At 68.8% G+C, this 18,248-nt stretch carries 12 protein-coding genes; 5 read left to right on the top strand and 7 right to left on the bottom strand.

Annotation, left to right across the window (positions count from 1 at the left end):
- Positions 1 to 96: 96 nt before the first annotated feature.
- The gene (locus tag AC5ZH6_RS13715) at positions 97 to 924 is read left to right on the top strand and encodes a crotonase/enoyl-CoA hydratase family protein (protein ID WP_006368036.1); all 828 of its coding nucleotides are present in this window, start codon (positions 97 to 99) and stop codon (positions 922 to 924) included.
- A gap of 29 nt (positions 925 to 953) precedes the next feature.
- Here AC5ZH6_RS13715 and AC5ZH6_RS13720 read toward each other — a convergent pair whose 3' ends face one another.
- Positions 954 to 1,427 (bottom strand): nitroreductase family deazaflavin-dependent oxidoreductase, encoded by a 474-nt coding sequence (locus tag AC5ZH6_RS13720; protein ID WP_006368037.1) that lies wholly within the window; start codon positions 1,425 to 1,427, stop codon positions 954 to 956.
- Positions 1,428 to 1,560: 133 nt separating this feature from the next.
- Between AC5ZH6_RS13720 and AC5ZH6_RS13725 the strand changes: the two genes are divergently transcribed.
- Complete coding sequence (locus tag AC5ZH6_RS13725; protein ID WP_006368038.1) at positions 1,561 to 2,133, top strand: hypothetical protein; 573 nt, start codon at positions 1,561 to 1,563, stop codon at positions 2,131 to 2,133.
- A gap of 20 nt (positions 2,134 to 2,153) precedes the next feature.
- Here AC5ZH6_RS13725 and AC5ZH6_RS13730 read toward each other — a convergent pair whose 3' ends face one another.
- Together AC5ZH6_RS13730 and htpG are read right to left on the bottom strand one after the other, a co-directional pair.
- Positions 2,154 to 3,188, bottom strand: coding sequence for a hypothetical protein (locus tag AC5ZH6_RS13730; protein ID WP_006368040.1), 1,035 nt, complete (start codon positions 3,186 to 3,188; stop codon positions 2,154 to 2,156).
- Positions 3,181 to 5,277, bottom strand: a complete 2,097-nt coding sequence (htpG, locus tag AC5ZH6_RS13735) for a molecular chaperone HtpG (protein WP_006368042.1) — start codon at positions 5,275 to 5,277, stop codon at positions 3,181 to 3,183. The genes AC5ZH6_RS13730 and htpG overlap by 8 nt, the downstream gene beginning before the upstream one ends.
- Before the next feature lie 183 nt (positions 5,278 to 5,460).
- Here htpG and AC5ZH6_RS13740 point away from each other — a divergent pair, with 183 nt between their 5' ends.
- Complete coding sequence (locus AC5ZH6_RS13740) at positions 5,461 to 6,213, top strand: PIG-L family deacetylase (protein WP_006368044.1); 753 nt, start codon at positions 5,461 to 5,463, stop codon at positions 6,211 to 6,213.
- Positions 6,214 to 6,290: 77 nt separating this feature from the next.
- On the opposite strand, the gene recD is transcribed toward AC5ZH6_RS13740, so the two are convergent.
- Genes recD through AC5ZH6_RS13760 form a run of 4 tightly spaced genes read right to left on the bottom strand, consistent with a single transcriptional unit; the run spans position 6,291 to position 15,789 of the window.
- On the bottom strand, positions 6,291 to 8,363 hold the full coding sequence (gene recD, locus AC5ZH6_RS13745) for an exodeoxyribonuclease V subunit alpha (protein WP_006368046.1): 2,073 nt from the start codon (positions 8,361 to 8,363) through the stop codon (positions 6,291 to 6,293).
- On the bottom strand, positions 8,360 to 11,845 hold the full coding sequence (locus tag AC5ZH6_RS13750; RefSeq protein ID WP_006368048.1) for a UvrD-helicase domain-containing protein: 3,486 nt from the start codon (positions 11,843 to 11,845) through the stop codon (positions 8,360 to 8,362). Before AC5ZH6_RS13750 ends, recD begins: the two co-directional genes overlap by 4 nt.
- A complete protein-coding gene (recC, locus tag AC5ZH6_RS13755) occupies positions 11,842 to 15,291 on the bottom strand; it encodes an exodeoxyribonuclease V subunit gamma (protein WP_288336460.1) in 3,450 nt (1,149 codons plus the stop codon). Before recC ends, AC5ZH6_RS13750 begins: the two co-directional genes overlap by 4 nt.
- A gap of 15 nt (positions 15,292 to 15,306) precedes the next feature.
- On the bottom strand, positions 15,307 to 15,789 hold the full coding sequence (locus AC5ZH6_RS13760) for an acyl-CoA thioesterase (RefSeq protein WP_014362199.1): 483 nt from the start codon (positions 15,787 to 15,789) through the stop codon (positions 15,307 to 15,309).
- Between the two features lie 175 nt (positions 15,790 to 15,964).
- Here AC5ZH6_RS13760 and AC5ZH6_RS13765 point away from each other — a divergent pair, with 175 nt between their 5' ends.
- Both AC5ZH6_RS13765 and AC5ZH6_RS13770 read left to right on the top strand, forming a co-directional pair.
- Entirely contained in the window at positions 15,965 to 16,540 is a 576-nt protein-coding gene (locus AC5ZH6_RS13765; RefSeq protein WP_288336492.1) for a GNAT family N-acetyltransferase, read from the top strand.
- Between the two features lie 200 nt (positions 16,541 to 16,740).
- Positions 16,741 to 18,237, top strand: coding sequence for an NAD(P)/FAD-dependent oxidoreductase (locus tag AC5ZH6_RS13770; RefSeq protein ID WP_006368054.1), 1,497 nt, complete (start codon positions 16,741 to 16,743; stop codon positions 18,235 to 18,237).
- The last annotated feature ends 11 nt before the right edge of the window (positions 18,238 to 18,248 follow it).

The following is an 18,248-nucleotide window of genomic DNA, read 5'->3' on the forward strand; positions in this document are numbered from 1 at the left end:
TCGACTGCCGTACCGACCGCACGCGACTGCCGCGACGGTGCCCGGTGGACACGTGCGGGTGAGTCGCGAGATCGGCTCCTCGGTAGCCTCCTAGACATGAGTGACACACAGTGGAAGGCCTTCGACGTCGTGGTCGGCGACGACATCGCCGAGGTGAGCCTGATCGGCCCCGGCAAGGGCAATGCGATGGGCCCGGATTTCTGGGCGGAGCTACCGGTGCTCGTCGCCGAACTCGACGCCGACGATGCGGTCCGCGCGATCGTGCTCCGCGGTTCGGGTGCGCACTTCTCCTACGGACTCGATCTCGCGGCGATGGCCGGTGACCTCGGGGCGGTTCTCGCCGACGGCTCGAAAGCCAAGGAACGCACCGAGTTCCACGACACGATCCGTCGCATGCAGGCATCGATCACTGCCGTCGCGGACTGCCGCACACCGGTGATCGCGGCGATCTCGGGCTGGTGCATCGGCGGCGGCGTGGACCTCATCACCGCCGCCGACGTCCGCTATGCCAGCTCCGACGCGAAGTTCAGTGTGCGCGAGGTGCGTGTGGCGATGGTCGCCGACGTCGGCACCCTGGCCCGCCTGCCCGGGATCATCGGCGAGGGGCACCTGCGGGAGCTCGCGTTGACCGGCAAGGACATCGACGCCGCCCGCGCGGAGAAGATCGGGCTCGTCAACGACGTGTTCGCCACCCCGGAGGAGGCACTCGAGGCCGCTCGAGCGACCGCCCGCGAGATCGCCGACAATCCGCCGCTGGTGGTCCAGGGCGTCAAGGCCGTGCTCGATCACAGCCGTTCCGCGGCTCAGGCCGACAGCCTGCGCTATGTGGCGGCCTGGAACGCGGCGTTCCTGCCGAGCAACGACCTCACCGAGGCGGTGACGGCCGTCTTCGAGAAGCGCAAGCCCAGGTTCTCCGGATCCTGAAGAACCGTAGCGTCACCGGGAGGCCGGCCTCAGTCGGTCGGCGTGAGTTCGAAGACCGGGATCAGCCGGTCGGTGCGCTTCTCGTAGAGATCGAAGTTGGGCCACACCGACCGCAACTCCTGCCATGCGGCGGCTCGGTGATCGTCATGGAGTTCGGCGACGCGCACCGCACGGCGCCGGCCACGGTCGATGATCTCGGCGGAGTCGGTGGCGCGCAGGTTGTACACCCATTGCGGAGTCTTCTCGCCGCCGAAATACGATCCGGCGATCAGCCAGCGGCCGCCGGATCGCGGGACCGCGAGCAATCGCGTCTGCCGCTCCACACCGCTACGCCTGCCCGCCACCACCACGGTCGTGTTCGGCAGTCCGGCAATGTCGAGCAGTCCGTACCGCTCGCCGGTCAACGTACGTATCACGTTGTCACACTTGACAATCTGCGGAAGATAGCGCGGCATCCAAGGAATCGAGCCGATGCGGACGGCCAGCGGGGTGAGTAAGCCCATCCGCCCAGTCTGGCACGGGCCCGGTGCACGAGACCGACATGGTTGCGCAGCGGGCCCCGATACGTCAAGGGCGGGACTCACAGGTGTGGATGCAAGTGCGCACCACAGGTCCACGTCGGCGCAGGATCTGCCCATGACATCCGATCACCGCAATCCCACATCCCCTCAGCCTGTCTCCGGGGCGGCCGACCCCGTACCCGACAGCACCGTTCCCGACAGCACCGTTCCCGACGGGGCCGTTCCCGACAGGGCCGTTCCCGACACCGATCCGATCCCGCCGACCGAGGTCGCGCAGCTGCCCTTCTGCGATGCCGCCGAACTCCGCGAACGGTGGCGTGCCCTGATGGGGCCACTCGGATTCGACGAGCCGACCCTGTGGCTGGTCTTCGTCGAACGCGGCACGCAGATGATTCCCGTGATCAACCAGTTACCGCTGCCGCACACCCCGAATCGCCATCTCCTCGACACGATGATGGAGCACCTCGGTCAGGTGATCGCCGCGACCAGCGGATTGTCCCTCGCCGCTCTGCTGGCGCGTCCGGGGGCTGATGGGGTGACGGCGCGAGACCGCGGGTGGGCATCGATGATCACCGAATGTGCTGCACGCCACCGAGTCCCACTGCAGCCGCTGTTCCGCGCCAACGACATCGCCGTCGTCGCGTTGCCCGGAGACGCCGAGTCGGGTGCGCTCGACGCGGCGTCGTGACCTCGCCCGCGGACGGCGCCTCAGCCGGCAGATGAGTACGTCGGGACGGGTTGTGCGTCGAGGTCGACCGCACCGTTCATCGGCTGGTCCACCTCCGCGGTCGTCTCGCCACCGTAGGTAGCGGTGTAGTGCGCCCGCCAGGTGACCCCACCGAACACCGATACCGAGGTGGGGGTTGCCGGATCGAGTTCCCGGACCAGGTCGTGCAGACCGCTCGGCGCGCGCCAGCGGACCGAGGAGACCTCTGCCGAGCGGTACAGGCGTTGCACGCATCCCGGCCGATCCGTCGAGGCGTCGGCCTGCGTGGAATTCGCGCATCGATCCAGGTAGGTGTGCAGCGCCGAGTCCACCGCAGCATTGCCGGCGTCACCGAGGGTGACGCCGGGATCGGCCCTCGTCGGCGCCGCCGCACCCCCGGTGACGTCGGTCGAGTCGGTGACGGCGAGGTAGCGATTGCTGCTTCCCCAGACAAGACGGCCCGGAAAGACATAGGCGGTGCCGATCCCGGCGACCGGCCGACCCTGCAGCGACAGACCGGGAATCGTCGACGACGCCAGTTCCACCGCGGCGAGACCGTCGTCGACCAGCCATCGCCGGCCGTCGCGCACCGTGCGATACGTCGTGCGGACCGGATGGCCACCGATCCGGAACTCGGCACCGACATCGGCGGACTCGCCGGCGGTCCGGGAACCGGGTGGTGGGGTCGGCGCGACCGGAGTCGTCGAGCCGCCGCTGCTTTCACCCGAACCGAGCTCGCGTGCGAAGACGTCGGTGATCGCGGCGGCGGCGTGCGCCCGCGCCAACGCGTCGGACGTCAGGAACTCGCGCGACGAGGGCTCGGTCATCAGCGCGAGCGCGGCGGCACCGTCGTCGTCGGCGACCGCGCGCAGAAAGGCGGAGACCGTCTCGGCCGGGGTGGACGGCGAGGAATCCTCACGTCCAAGGGTGAACACCAGCGTCGTCGCCACGGCAACGACGATCACCACCAACGTGGCGGCGCCGGCGAGCCATCCTCGTCCCGGCCGGCGACGCCACGTGGTGGTGGGCTCACTCACCCGACTGCGTCGCCCCTTCTGCGTCCGCCCCTTCTGCGTCCGCCCCTTCTGCGTCACCCTTCGGCGACTCCCCCGCGGTGTCCCCTGCCGCAGCGGCACCGTCCTGCTCCTGCGCGCCGAGCGAATCGGTGAGCGTCGCCGCCAGCAGCCGGGCGAACGCGGCCGGGTCGTCGAGTTCGCCGCCTTCGGCGATCAGCGCCATGCCATAGACGAGTCGGGCGGTGTCGATGAGCGACTGGTGATCGGTCGTGGCACCGAACGCCTTGTTCAGGCCGGCGACCAGCGGGTGCGCGGCGTTGAGTTCGAGTGCCCGCTTGGTCTTGGGCACCTCCTGACCCGACGCCCGATACAGCTTCTCCAGCTGCGGCGACATCGAGAAGTCGTCACCGACGAGGCAGGCCGCCGATTCGGTGAGTCGTTTGGACAGCCGAGCCTCGGTGATGTCGTCGGAGAGCGCCTCGCCCAGCCACGTCAGCAGACCCTCGAAGTCCTTGGCCTTCTCGTCGTCGGCATCGTCGGCGTCGGAGTCCCCGTCGATGCCGTCGAGGTCGACGGCTCCCTTCGCCACCGACCGGAACTGCTTGCCCTCGAATTCCAGGCCGGCACCGACCCACATCTCGTCCACCGGATCGGCGAGGATCAGCACCTCGATCCCCTTGGCGCGGAACGCCTCCAGATGCGGGGAGCTCTCGATCTGCTGACGCGACTCACCGGTCATGTAGTAGATCGAGTCCTGCTTCTCCGGCATCCGGCCCACGTAATCGGCAAGCGACGTCAGTTCCTCGTCGCTGTGGGTGGAGGCGAACACCGACGCCTTGAGGACGGCATCGCGGTTGTCGAAGTCGTTGACCAGACCTTCCTTGAACACGCGACCGAAGCTCGACCAGAAGGTCTGGTAGTCCTCCGGCCGGGAGCTGCGCATCTCGCTGACCGTCGAGATGACCTTCTTGGTGAGGCGGCGCCGGATGGCACGGATCTGCCGGTCCTGCTGCAGGATTTCCCGAGACACGTTGAGCGACAGGTCCGCCGCGTCGACGACACCCTTGACGAACCTCAGATACTCGGGCATCAGCTCTTCGCAGTCGTCCATGATGAACACACGCTTGACGTAGAGCGAGATACCGACGTTGCGCTCGCGCATGAACAGATCGAACGGCGCCTGGGTGGGGATGAACAGCAACGCCTGGTACTCGAAGGTGCCCTCGGCCTTGAGCGTGATGATCTCCAGAGGCTTGTCCCACGCATGCGAGACGTGCCGGTAGAACTCCTCGTATTCCTCGTCGGACACCTCATCGCGCGAGCGCGCCCACAGCGCCTTCATCGAGTTGATGGTCTCGGGCTCGACGGTGGTGACGGTGGTCGGCTCACCGCCCTCTTCCTCGGCGGGCGTCGTGGTCGTCTTCTCGACATCCATCCGGATCGGCCAGCCGATGAAGTCGGAGTACTTCTTGACCAACGAGCGCAAGGTGGCCGGGTCGGTGTAGTCGTGCAGGTGGTTCTCGGTGTCGACGGGCTTGAGCGTCAAGGTGACGGCGGTACCCTGCGGCGCGTCGGCGACCTCGTCGAGGGTGTAGGTCCCGTCCCCGGTCGACTCCCATCGGGTACCGGTTGCCTCGCCCGCCTTCTTGGTGACCAGGGTGACGGTGTCGGCGACCATGAACGTGGAGTAGAAGCCGATTCCGAACTGGCCGATCAGCTCGTCGGTCGCAGCGGAGTCCGACCCGGACTTCTGGGCCTCGGCGAGCTGTTTGCGCAACTCCGCGGTACCCGACTTGGCGAGGGTGCCGATCAGATCGACCACCTCCTCGCGCGACATGCCGATGCCGTTGTCGCGCACGGTCAGCGACCGCGGACCCGACTCGCCCTCGGCCGGCTTCACGGTTTCGAGCGTGATGTGCAGATCCGACGTGTCGACGTCGAGATCCTTGTTCAGCAACGACTCCAGACGCAGCTTGTCGAGCGCGTCCGAGGCATTCGAGATCAACTCCCGCAGAAAGCTGTCCTTGTTGGAGTAGATCGAGTGGACCATCAGGTCCAGCAGCTGCCGGGTCTCGGCCTGGAATTCTCTGACTTCTGATGCGGTACTCATCGACGACCTCCACATGCTCATGGATCACCTATCCCCGACCGGGCGTGCGCCGCGGCGGACGCGGTCTGCCCGGGTCGGGGGACAACGTCGGATTTTAGCGAGCCGTGAACGCAGTACGCTGAACAGGGTCTCGCACGATCGACGGCGCCCGGTCGCCCGACACCGAGGAGGTGACGACGGTAGATGACGGTTCCGCGGATGATGCTCGTGCACGCCCACCCCGACGACGAATCATTGTGGACCGGCGGCACGATCGCCCGTCACGTCGAACTCGGCGGCGACGTGTCGGTGGTGACCGCGACCTGGGCGACGGGTACGTCCCGGCACGGTGAACTGCGCAACGCACTCACCGAGCTCGGGGTGACACGCGAGCCGATCATGCTGGGATTCGCCGACGACGGGGTCCCCGTGTCGGCGCCCGGCGCGAAGAGATTCTGCGACGTCAGCTTCGACAAGCAGGTGCGGATTCTGGTCGGCCACATCCGCCGGCTGCGCCCGGAGATCCTGCTCACCTACGATCCGGTCGGCATCTACGGGCACCGCGATCACGTTCACGCGCACCGGCTGGCCCTCGCGGCCGCCGATGCCGCAGGCGCCTCCATGCTCCATCGGAGCACCGGACCGGCCTGGCGCATCCGCTCGGTGTACATGGCCACCATCGCCGACTGGATGATCGAGGACGTCGTCGACGACTTCTTTCCGACGATCTCCCGGTACGCCCTGCCGGGCACGCCACCTTCGGGCATCGACCTCGAACTCGACGTGTCGGCGTGGGTCAAGCAGAAGGCCGCGGCGGTCGCCTCACATCGCTCGGAAGTGGAACGCAGCCAGATGATCTCGAGTCTGATGAATCTGCCGCGCGAACGGCGTGACCGCCTCTTCGGCACCGAATGCTACATCCGCCGCGACCTCGTGCGCGGCGGCGTCGACCTGTGAGAAGTGTACTGCCACCCCGTCGTCCGCGCCGTCACTGACCTGCCGGCTCCGCAATCATCGACCCGCCGGGTCCGCAATCATCGACCTGCCGGCTCCGCCGGGGAGGAGCGCAGTCCGCTCGCGCGGTGCACGCGACGACCAACCGCCGCCCGTAACGTCTCCGGGGTTCCGACGATCCGAACCCGCGACTTGGCGCGGGTGATGGCGGTATAGAGGAGTTCGCGGGTGAGCAGCGGCGAATCCGGCGGTGGCAGAACGACGGTGACCGCATCGAACTGGCTGCCCTGGCTGCGGTGGATGGTCATCGCGTAGGCCCACATCGTCTCGGCCAGCCGCGCCGGCGGGACGAACATCGGATCGCTGAACTCGCTGCGCCGGAAGGCAACGGTCAGCGACGGATCGCCGGCCTCGGCGATCACCACACCGCAGTCCCCGTTGAACACCCGGTTCTGCCGATCGTTGGCGGTCACCAGGATCGGCATCCCGGGCTGTGGCGCCGCGAGGTCGGGCGTCACAGGCGGGTGGCCGGGGATCTCACCGCACCACTCGACGATCTGACGCGTCCACCCCTGCACACCCCACCGGCCCGCACGGTGGGCACACAACACGCGGTGTGAATCGAGCACCTGCAACGCGGTCGGCGCATCGCCGGCGCGGGCTGCCGACCACAGATCGGTGACCCAGGCGACGACGTCGCGGTGGATCGCGGGATCGTCGGGCTCGACGAGCACGATGTCGGCCAGCTCGCCGGAGCCGATGAGCTCGAGCACGCGATCGCCGTCACCGTCATTGACCGCTGCGGCGACCGTGGCGATGCCGTCGCGGTTGCGGAAGTTGCGGGTCAGTTCGACGATGCCATTGGCCAAACGCGGACGTTCGGATGCGGTGATCCGCGAGTCGTCCGCCAGGGCCATGATCTCGGCATCGAGTGCGGTCCCACTGTCGTGATCTGCGCCGCTGGAGTGTGTTGCGCCGCTGGAGTCTGTTGCGCCGCTGGAGTCTGTTGCGCCGCTGGGTGGCCGCTCGACGAGGTCGGCGAGCACCGCACCGGCCTCCACCGACGCGAGCTGATGGGGATCACCCACCAGGATCAGGCGCGCATCCGGACGCACCGCCTCGAGGAGGTGACTCATCGCGGTCACCGACAGCATGGAGGTCTCGTCGACGACCACCACGTCGTGCGGCAAGCGGTTACCCGGTCCATTGCGCGGCCGCGAACCGGGTCGCCAGCCCAACAGTCCGTGAACGGTCACCGCGTGTACCGGTGGGCCGCTTGCCGAGTCGCCCGTGACCGACGAGTCCGGGCCGAGCCCGCGGCTCATCCCGTCGAGTGAGGCCTGCAGCTGGGCGACCGCGCGGCCCGTGGGTGCGCACACCGCGATGTGCAGGCGTGCCGGGACGAGCCGATCGAGCACGGCGAGGATGCGCGCAACGGTGTAGGTCTTGCCGGTACCCGGACCTCCGGTGAGCACCGAGGTCCACCGCGAGGCGGCGACGGCGGCGGCCAGCCGCTGTCGAGGTGCAAGGCCGGCGCCCTCGCCGAAGACCTCGTCGAGGGCACCGGTGACCCGCTCGGCCGAGACCTCGGGCACCGACGCGGCCCGTTCGGCGAGGACGGTGCGGATCACCTGCTCCTGCTGAAAGTACTTGCGCAGGTATATCAATGGCCCGTCGACGGTGTCGGCGACGACCAGCGGCCGCAGGGGGCCGCCCTTGGCACCGACGACCAGCGGACTCGAGCGCAACCCGCCGACGAGTTCGTCGGCGGACGGCAGTGCCGGCATCACCGCTCGGCCGTCCGCCCCGACGGCACCGCCCACTCCGACGGCCCTGCGCTCCGGCGCGGAGTCGTGTTCTGCGCCCGCGGCGATGTCGGCCAGGTCGCGGACCGCCAGGCAGGTCGAGCCCAGGCGCACCGCGCGCACGGCCAGCGCTGCGGCGAACTCGGCGATCTCGGACACCGGTTCCCCGCACATGCGGACCAGTCGGGTCGCGACGTGCACGTCGGCGGCGTCGAGGATGCCGACGGCGTTGGCCTCACCGAGCAGCCCGCGGGCCCCGTGCACCCGCCTGCCGTCATCGGTGTGGGCACCGGGGCCGGCGGGATCGTCGACCGGGGCGACGGTGTCCGGTGGTGTGGGCGGCGTCATCGTGGCGCTCCCGCCAACAGATCCGAGAGCGTCGTGATCAGCTCTGCGGGTACCGACCACTCGAACACACCGCACCCCGCTGGGGTCGACGGCCCGGCCATCCCGCGGACGAAGTGGTACTGCACCGGCCCGAGATGCGCCGCGGCTGCGTACCCGGGCAGCCGCCAGCGCAGATAGCGATGCAGCGCAACCGAATACAGCAGCGCCTGCAACGGATAATGGGATCGGATCATCTCCGCGGCCATCGCCTCGGCCGAGAAGTCCTCGACCATCAGCGCCCCCGGGCGCAGTCGATTGGTCTTGTAGTCCACCACGACGAAGCGTCCGTCGGGAATCCGCAGCACCGAATCGATGCTGCCGGTGAGGAATCCACGCAGACGCTGGGCGGGCAGCGACGCCAGGATCGGCACATACGGTCGCAGCAGATCGTCCGATGGCAGCAGGTCGCTCATCAGTTCGGCGATGGCGGCCAGTGGTGCGCCCGCGCCGGCGGGGTCACTGCCGGTCACCTCGGGCGGACCCAACGGCATCTCGAAGTCCAGCTCGGCCAACCGATCTCGCGGTCCGACGCTCCAGAGGTCACCGAATCCGAGTGGCGTGGTGAGTACCTTGTCGAGGGCGGAGGTCAACGCGTCGACATCCACCGGCATCCCATAGCGAGATGCCGATCGCTCGCACAGTTCGCGCACATGAGCTCGCCGATCGGGCGCGGAGGTGTCGACATACTCGAGGGTTTCGTGCACAAGGGTGCCGAAGGTCGCACCGAACGGCATGCCGTTCATCGGTGACGGCGTTCCGGCCCGCTCGCCGGCGTCGGCGATCGGCAGTGCCTCCTCGACAGCCTCGACGGGCTCGTCGTCCACGGACTGCGCCTCGGGTTCGGGTTCGCTGCCGCTGTCGCCAGAACCGAATGACGCGTGTCCGGCAGCGGCGATGATCGCCGAATACGACGTACGCCGCCACCCGCTGTCGATCCGACCGCCGAACACCGCCGCGGAGAGCTCGTTCGGTGACCGCTCGGCGGTGTCGGACACCCACCGCCCGGGGTCGAGGCCGCCGGCGGATTCGACACTGATGGTGTCGGTACCCGCACCGAGTTGGACGAGCCGGGCCTCGCATTCGTCGGGATCGGGCACCCGCACCGACTCGGCGACGGTCGTTCCCGGCTCCATGTAGCCGGGCGGATGTCCGAAGATCAGTCGATGCAGCGCCGAGTCGCTGGTGCCGCGCGACGGTGCCCACCAGGCAACCACCTGCGACCCGGCGCGGGTCAGCGCCACGTACAGCTTGCGCAGGTCCTCCCCCGCATCCTCGGAGATGCTGCGGCGCAGGCGTTCCGGACGCCCTGTGGTGTCCAGACCGCCGACGTCGAGGTGCCGGTCACCGTTGTCGTCGTGGTAACGGAAGGTCTTCGGCGACGAGTTGCGGGCACCGTCCCAGCCGAACGGCACGTAGACGATCGGAAATTGCAGCCCCTTGCTGGCGTGCACCGTCATGATCTGCACGACCTGGGTATCGCGGTCGAGTCGCCGGGTCTGCTCCTCCGAACGCCGCCACAGCGATTCGTCGGCGATGCGGTCGGCCAACCACTCCACCAGACTCGAGAGCCCGCAATCCTCCTCCACCACATGGCGATTGCACACCGTCGACACCTGCAGCAGATCGGTGAGCATCCGTTCGCCATCGGCGCCGGCGAGCACACGACCGGCCACGCCATGGTCGGCGAGTATCCGCTGCGCCATCGCGGCGAAGCCGCCGTCGTCGAAAGTCCGTGCCAGATCCGCCAACCCGGCCGCCAGCTCGGTCAGCTCGGCGTCGCCGGCACCGGCCAGCCGCTCGGGGTCCCAGCCGATGAGCGGTGTCAGCGCAGCCAGCGCCACCCGGTCGTTTCGTGCGGGCGACTCGATCGCCCGCAGCACCCACAACCAGTGCCGGGCACTCATGGTGGCGAACACGCTCGTACCGGTCCCCACCACCGACCCGATACCGTGGCCGCCCAACGCGTTCTGCAACGGCTCGATGGTGCGGTTGGCCGACACCAGTATCGCGATGTCACCCGGGTGCACCTCACGGACTCCGGAGTCGGTGGTGAGCTGGGTGCCCGACGCGAGCAGCGACGCGACATCGGCGGCGACGTCGGCGATGACCGCCGCGCGGACATCGTTGACCGAGGCGAATGCGCTGTTGCGCATGAGGACCGGGAAATCGTCGTGGCGAAACCAGCGCACGCGCAGCGACGGCACCGGTTTCTGAGCGTCTGGCGTTCGGGCAGCTGGGCCCGTCTCCGACGAGGTGAGCCGGGTGCCCGGGCGGCGGGCATTCACCTGGTGCACCGTGATCTGGTCGTTGCCGAGATTGGCGCCGCCGTAGATCCGGAACAGCGCCTCGACGAGGTTCTCGTCGGAACGCCAATTGGTGTCGAGGGCCAGGCGCTGCCCCGCCACCCGCACCGCGTCGAGGTAACTGAGGATCTCCGCTCCGCGGAAGGCATAGATGGACTGTTTGGGGTCGCCGACGAGCACCAGACGCCGCTGACCGTGAAAGCACCGGCGCAGGATCTCCCATTGGAGCGGGTCGGTGTCCTGGAACTCGTCGACGAGGATCAGCTCGAACGTGTCGCGGATACGCGCGCACGCGTCGGCGCCGATGTTCTCGTCGATCACGATGCGGTACAAGATCATCTGCAGATCGTCGTAGGTCCGCAACCGGGACTCGCGCTTGCGGCGCTCGACGATCTCGCGTACGCGATGGCAGAAGTTGACGCGACGGGTCGCGGCACGGTCGGCCCGCGGTGCGCCCTCGGCGTCGGCGACACCGGCCGGGACGAGGTCGACGGCCGGATTGCGCACGGCCTCCTTGGCGATGGTCACCGCATCGTCGAAGGTGAACACCGGATCGTCGGGGTCGCGGCCGAAACCGCGCAGATACAGATCCAGGGCAGTCTCCTCGACGAGATCGTCGACGTCCTCCACGATCTCGTAGACCAATTCGCGTTCACCGAGGAACCCGAGCGCCTCGAGCATGCGGTTGCAGAAGGTGTGGGTGGTGGCGATGGTCGACGCGTCGAAGTCCGACAGGGCGCGCGCGAGTCGATCCCGGCGCAACGCGATCGTCTCTGCGTCACCGGTGAGCATCAGCGAAAGCAGTTCGTCCGGTTCGGCGTCGGGCGTCTGCGCGGAAGCGGCACCGGGGTCGGGCTCGTCGGCTCGGGCGTCGATCGCGGTGAGCAGACCGGTGAGGCGTTCGCGCATCCGTTCGCGGAGTTCGGCGGTCGCCGATCGGCTGAAGGTGACCAGCAGCAGCTTGTCGATCGGCAGGCCCTCGGCGATGTGCCGGGCCGCGATGCCGACGATCGCGTAGGTCTTCCCGGTTCCCGCGCTGGCCTCGAGCACGGTGGTGTGCTCGGCGAGGGGCTCGTCGAGCCGGAAGGGGCGCGGGGCGTCGAGCCGGCCGTGGGCGACACCTGCTGCGGGGAAGGTCATCTGATCACCTCGTGTTCGACGACGGGGCCCCACAGCCGGCGGGCGAGCGTGGTGAAGACCGGCTCACCCGACACCAGGCCGATCTGTGCCCAGGGTGCGGTGTCGGCGGCGCAGACCGAGGTCAACGTGTCGAAGTCGACGGACGCGGTGACATCGGCGCCGTACACCAACCGCAGATAGGGGTCGGTATGCGCGCCGAACTTGCCGGCGAACGAGGTGGCCGCGGCGTTCAGCGCGATCATCTCCGAGCTCCCGCTCGCGCGTTTGATGCCATAGGCGGCACAGGGATCCAGCGGTAGTGGCAACACGGTCTGCAGACCGAGCCGACGGATCGCGACGAGCTCGGCGAGCAAAGCGAGCGGATCGTCGGGGCCGGCCAGGCGGACCACGGAGATCCCCGGCGCCTTTCGATCGGCGCGGCCGATCATCGTCGTCGAGTCGATCACCGGACCGCCGACCGCGCCGCAGCGTTGCGCCGCGGCGAGCGCGACAAGCCGAATCCAGGCCGAAAGTCGGTGTTTGGCGCGCACTTTCGAGTAGGTCGCGGCGACAATACCGGTGCCGAAGACGTCGCCGACGCTCCCGTGCACCCGGGTACCGTCCGGGAGATCGAGCACGAAATCACGGGTCGCGGCATCTCCGTGCCGCAGACCGACCGCCGCGTCGTATACCGCACCGACCTGCCGTGAGATGCGGACCAGTTCGCGTCGCCCGAATTCGGCCGGCGGCAGGGTGCCACGGCGCACCTCGGCCATCTGGCAGTCCCGGAGATCGGCGCCGGCGAGCATACGGGCCAACAGCCGATCACCGATCGCCCACTCCTCAAGACCGGCGACCCTGACCTCGAGGCGGTCGGAATCGTCATGCTCCTCATCAGGCATCCGGGCACCGAGACGCTGTCGCACGAAACCCTCGATGGGATTGGCGAAAAATGAGACGAGCGAGGTCAATTCGACGTCGGAATCGGCGTCGGGGGCAGGGATCCCGAGGTGGGCACCGGCGATCGGCCGCACCGGCTGTTTCGTGCCCCGCAGGGCACGGGCACCGGCGAGCAGTCCCCGATCGAAACTGAACGGACCCTGCACACCACCGACGCCACCGGGCTCGAAGTTGCGGGCATCGAAGCCGTGCAGGGTGTGCCGGCGGATGAACCCGGCAGCCCGGATACCGCAGAGGGTGGCAACCGTGTCGGCGAGTTCGCTGACGACCACCGCAGGCGGCACCCGACTGCCCGAGACCGGGTCGGCGCCGGTGTAGAAGACCAGGAAGTGTTCCTGCGCGGCGGTCAGCGCGTCGAGGAACAACTGGCGATCCTCGGCGCGGGGGTTGCGTTCACCGACCAGCGGAACCCGACCCAGGATGTCGTCGCCGTCGACGCGCAACGCCCTCGGGAAGGCCTCGGCGTCGACGCCGAGCAGCACGATGACCCGGTGCGGTACCGAGCGCATCGGCACCAGCGTGCACACCGTCAATTCACCCGTGCGGAAGTTGGCCCGTGTCGGGCGCCCGGCGATCATCATCGCGACGAGATCGCGCACATCGGAGAGCCGCAGCAGACGCTCACCTTTCGGCGGGTCCTCGGTATCACATGCGAGTGCCTCGGTATCACATGCGAGTGCCTCGGTGATGGATCGGTGCGCCTGCGCCGTCTGCCATTCGTCGCCGGGCGCGGTCTCGGTCAACTCATCGACGACCGCGATCAGACTCTCGGCCCAGTCCGCCGCCGGCGCGGACCCCGACAGGCGCACCACGAGCGCGCCCAGGCGGTCGACGAATTCCATCAGCCGTCCCGCCAGGTCGATCTGGGTGCTCTCCACACCCTCCAGCGGCAGTGCGGCACCCAGCCATTCACCGTCGTCCTCCTCGGCGACGACGCCGAGCGCCACCCGGTCGAGCCCGGCGGAGAAGGTCCCCTGACCGAAACCCGAGAGGCCGAACCGCTTTCGTTGCGTCTCATCGATTCCCCACCGGATTCCGCTGCGCGAGAGCCATTCCCGCACCCAGTCCAGATCGTCGTCGGACATCGCGAAGCGACGGCTCACCGGTTCGCGCGTCAACAGGTCGGTGACCTGGCCCGCGGTGATCCGGCCGACGGCCAGTTCGACGACGGTGGCCACCACGTCGAGGACCGGATTGAGGTGGCGCAGACCGCGATCGGCGAGGCGGACGCGCAACGCGGCGGCCGGGTGGTCGAGTCCACTCTGGCCGAAGGCGCCGCGGATCAACGGCGCGAACGTCTCGACGTCCGGGCACATCACGATCACGTCGCGCGGTTGCAGGGTCGGGTCGGCGTCGAACAGATGCAGCAGCCGGTCCCGCAGGGCCTCGACCTGCCGTTCGGGACCATGGCAGGCGTGGATCTCGATCGAGTCGTCCGCGGCACATGTGCCACGGTCCGCGCGGGGATCGGAGTCGTCGCGGATGCCGGCCTGCACGGTCTGCAGCACCGTCGCCGGGGGGTGGTCGCCCGCCCGATGATGCACCTCGGTGTCGAGGTGCCCGGCGATGGACAGCTGCAATTCCTGCACATCGTGGGACAGCCCGGCCAGCAACGGATTTCGCAAGGACGGCGGACGCCACGACGCGCGCCGGGCATCAGCGGGTGCCGCCGTCGTGGCCACCGCACGCCACAGCGCGGGACCGGGGTGCGGCACGAACAGGTGCACATCGCGGTGGGCACCGAGCGCCGAGGCCACCTGCCGGAACGTCTCGGTGATGCGGGTCGGCCCGAACACCGACACCCGCGGCGGGAGGTCCACGGCGCCGGGGTCGGCGCGCACGGCCTCGCACAGTGCATCGAGCCGCTCCACCGGGTGTGCGGCCCCGACGCGTTCGCGGACGGCGCGCCAGAACCTGGGTTGCCACGCCATGTCGTCGGGCAGAGCCGCGCCGGCGCCGTTACTCTGCCCACCGGCCGCCCAGTCGGCGAGCATGCCGGGCCGCTGGCGGGCGTAGCGCTCGAAGAGGTCGGCGATGTGGCGCGCAGTGGCGTACCGGCGACCGAGTCGGGCCCCGTCCGGGCCGTCCCCTTCGGTGGTGTTCGTGCCGGCGCCGGCGGCCGTTGCAGTGGATGCGGACCCGATGTGCCGGGCCAGCATCGCCATCTGCGGGTCGTCGACGAGGTCGTCGAGAACGGCGAGTACCGGCCAAACCAGCGCATCGGCGCGCCAGGCCGTCGCGGTCTGCGCGTCGGTGTCGAGGGCGTCGATCACGGCGTCGGTCAGCTCGCCCGGTGAGCAGAAGCCGATGTTGGCGGCGATTCCGTCACCGAGCTCGGGCGACGATCCCAACCGGACCGCCAGCCGCTGCGACAACCACCGTTCGATTCCTCGCGCGGGCACGGCCACGATCTCGCTCGCCATCGGGTCGGGCAGACCGGTGGCCAGGACGTCGGCGAGCGCGTCGGCCAGGACGTCGGTGCGCTCGGCGCGGTGTAGTCGCAGCATGTCGCCTCGCTCCGGTCAGTCCCTCGGCCGCAGCTCCGGGAGTTGCGCCCGGTGGGACTCGAGGATCTGCCGGGCCGACGGCGGGATCGGAGTCGGCCGACCGGTCGCCGGGTCGATGACGACCATGGTGGTACGGGCGAGGGCACACAGGGTGCCGTCGGCGGCCGACAGCGTGGCGCCGATCGTGTAGGAACTCGTGCCCAGGCGCGTGATCGCCAACCGCATGACGACGGGATCGAGGGTGTAGTCCAGTGTTGCCCGGAACTCCACGTCCTGACGCACCACCAGGATCGGAAGTCGTTCGGCCCCACCCGGGAACCATCGGGAAAACGCGCGCACCCGGCCTTCCTCGAACAGCCGCGCAAATTGTACGTTGTTGATGTGGGCGTTGATATCCATGTCGCCCCAACGCAATTGGAGCTCGACCTCCGCGGGCGCGTGCGGCGGCGGCACCTCGGCGTCGGGTGTCGGTGTCGTCGGCTGGGTGTCGGGGTCCACGAGGGGGAGCCTAGCGCCACGCACCGACGGTCACGCGCGGCGACCCGCGCCGGGACACGCCCACAAATGGCGGCATGTGTCCGGCGTTGTCCGTACACTCATCTCCCGAGTGGGCCGAGCCGGACGTTGCAGGAGTATCCCGGCGCATGCGGACATGAGGGGCATTGGGGGCCGGGTGATCGTGGAGACGTCGCGGATGTTGTTGCGGCCGGTCGAACGCTGCGACGTCGACGATCTCGTGCGCCTCGACAGCGATCCGCACGTGATGCACTTCGTCAGCGGCGGCATCGCCACACCCCGCAGTCTCGTCGAGGAGTGGGTCGTGCCCCGCGCGCAGACCGAATTACGCACCGGCCGCGGCGGCCTGTGGACGGTGATCGATCGGCGTTACGGGGTGTTCCTCGGCTGGGTGTCGTTACGGGCGCCGCGGCACTCCAGCCGCCCGGAGCTGGAACTGACCTATCGGTTGCGGCGCGAGTACTGGGGCCGGGGCTTGGCCACCGAGGCCGCGCGGATCGTCACCGACCTCGCGTTCACCGACCTCGACGCGCAGCGGGTGTTCGCCAGCGCCACCTCCACGCACGCGGCGTCGCGTCGTGTCATGGAGAAGCTGGGCATGCGGATCTGCGGCATTCACGTCGGCGACGAGAACGCGCCGGGCGGATTCGGCGAGGTCGAATACGACCTGCTCCGTGAGGACTGGCAACGACGTCACGAGGGTTGGGGCGCCTCGACCGATCTGACCGCCTGATTCGGCGTTCACCGCGACGAGGACCATAATGTCCTGACATGGATGCCTCACCGCGACCGATCGGGCGGCGAGGACTACCGTGAAGAGGCGTGCGGCGTGACCGCGTCCGCACCCAGACCGTATCCACGGCCCGACACAATCGAGCATGCATGCCCACCAGCGGGTATGTCGACCACGATCGATGAGGAGACGTTCTTCCGATGAGCAGCCCCACCCCGACTTCGGCACGCCCTCACGTCGTCATCATCGGCTCCGGCTTCGGTGGTCTCTTCGCCGCCCAACGGCTCGCGAAGGCCGATGTGGACGTCACGCTCATCGGCAAGACCACCCACCACCTGTTCCAGCCGATGCTCTACCAGGTGGCCACCGGCATCGTCGCCGAGGGCGAGATCGCCCCGGCCACCCGCGTGGTACTGCGCAAGCAACGCAACGTCACCGTGCTGATGGGCGATGTGTTCCAGATCGACCTGACCGCCAAGACGGTGACCTCCCGGTTGCTCGAGCGCATCACGGTGACGCCCTACGACAAGCTCATCATCGCCGCGGGCGCCGACCAGTCGTACTTCGGCAATGACCATTTCGCCGAGTACGCGCCGGGTATGAAGACCATCGACCACGCCCTCGAGTTGCGCGGGCGCATCCTCGGCGCGTTCGAGCAGGCCGAGCTGTCCGACGACCCTGCCGAGCGCGCCAAGCTGTTGACCTTCGTGGTCGTCGGCGCCGGCCCCACCGGGGTCGAGCTGGCCGGTCAGATCGCGGAGATGAGCGACAAGACCCTCAAGGGAGCCTTCCGCAACATCGACCCCACCGAAGCCCGGGTGATCCTGCTCGACGCGGCTCCCGCGGTGTTGCCACCGTTCGGCGAAAAGCTCGGTCGCAAGGCCGCCGCGCGCCTGGAGAAGATGGGTGTGGAGATCCAACTCGGTGCGATGGTCGTCGACCTCGACTACGACGGCCTCGTGGTCAAGGAGAAGGACGGCAGCACCCGACGGATCGAATCGCAGTGCAAGGTGTGGTCGGCGGGCGTGCAGGCCAGCCCGCTCGGCAAGCAACTCGCCGAACAGTCGGGTGTCGAACTCGACCGGGCGGGGCGCGTGAAGGTGCTGCCCGATCTGACCATCCCCGATCACCCAGAGGTCTTCGTCGTCGGCGACATGATGGCCGTCGACGGCGTGCCGGGCGTGGCGCAGGGCGCGATCCAGGGCGGCCGCTACGCCGCCGATGCGATCAAGGCCGAGCAGAAGGGTCAGACGCCGGATCAGCGCAAGCCGTTCAGCTACTACGACAAGGGGTCGATGGCCACCATCTCGCGTTTCAGCGCGGTGATGCAGGTGCCGATCCCGGGTACCAAGAAGAAGTTCGAGACCGAGGGATACTTCGCCTGGCTCGGCTGGCTCGCGCTGCACCTGGTGTACCTCGTCGGTTTCCGAAACCGGCTGAACACGCTGATCAACTGGTTCTTCGCGTTCAGCACGCGCGGCCGCTCGCAGCTCGCGGTGACCGAACAGCAGGTGTACGCGCGCACGGCCATCGGCGCGCTGTCGGCACTGGAGAACAAGTCGGTGCCCGAGGTGGAGGCCGAGGCGGCCGGTGCCGACGACACCGCGGCGGCGACCGAATCCGCGAACAAGCCCACCAGCGACGCCGACGCCACCACGACCGAGGCCGACAAGGCCTCCGCGGCCGAGGCCAGCTAGGGGCTGGGCTG

The organism is Gordonia sp. YC-XJ4, assembly GCF_059511865.1.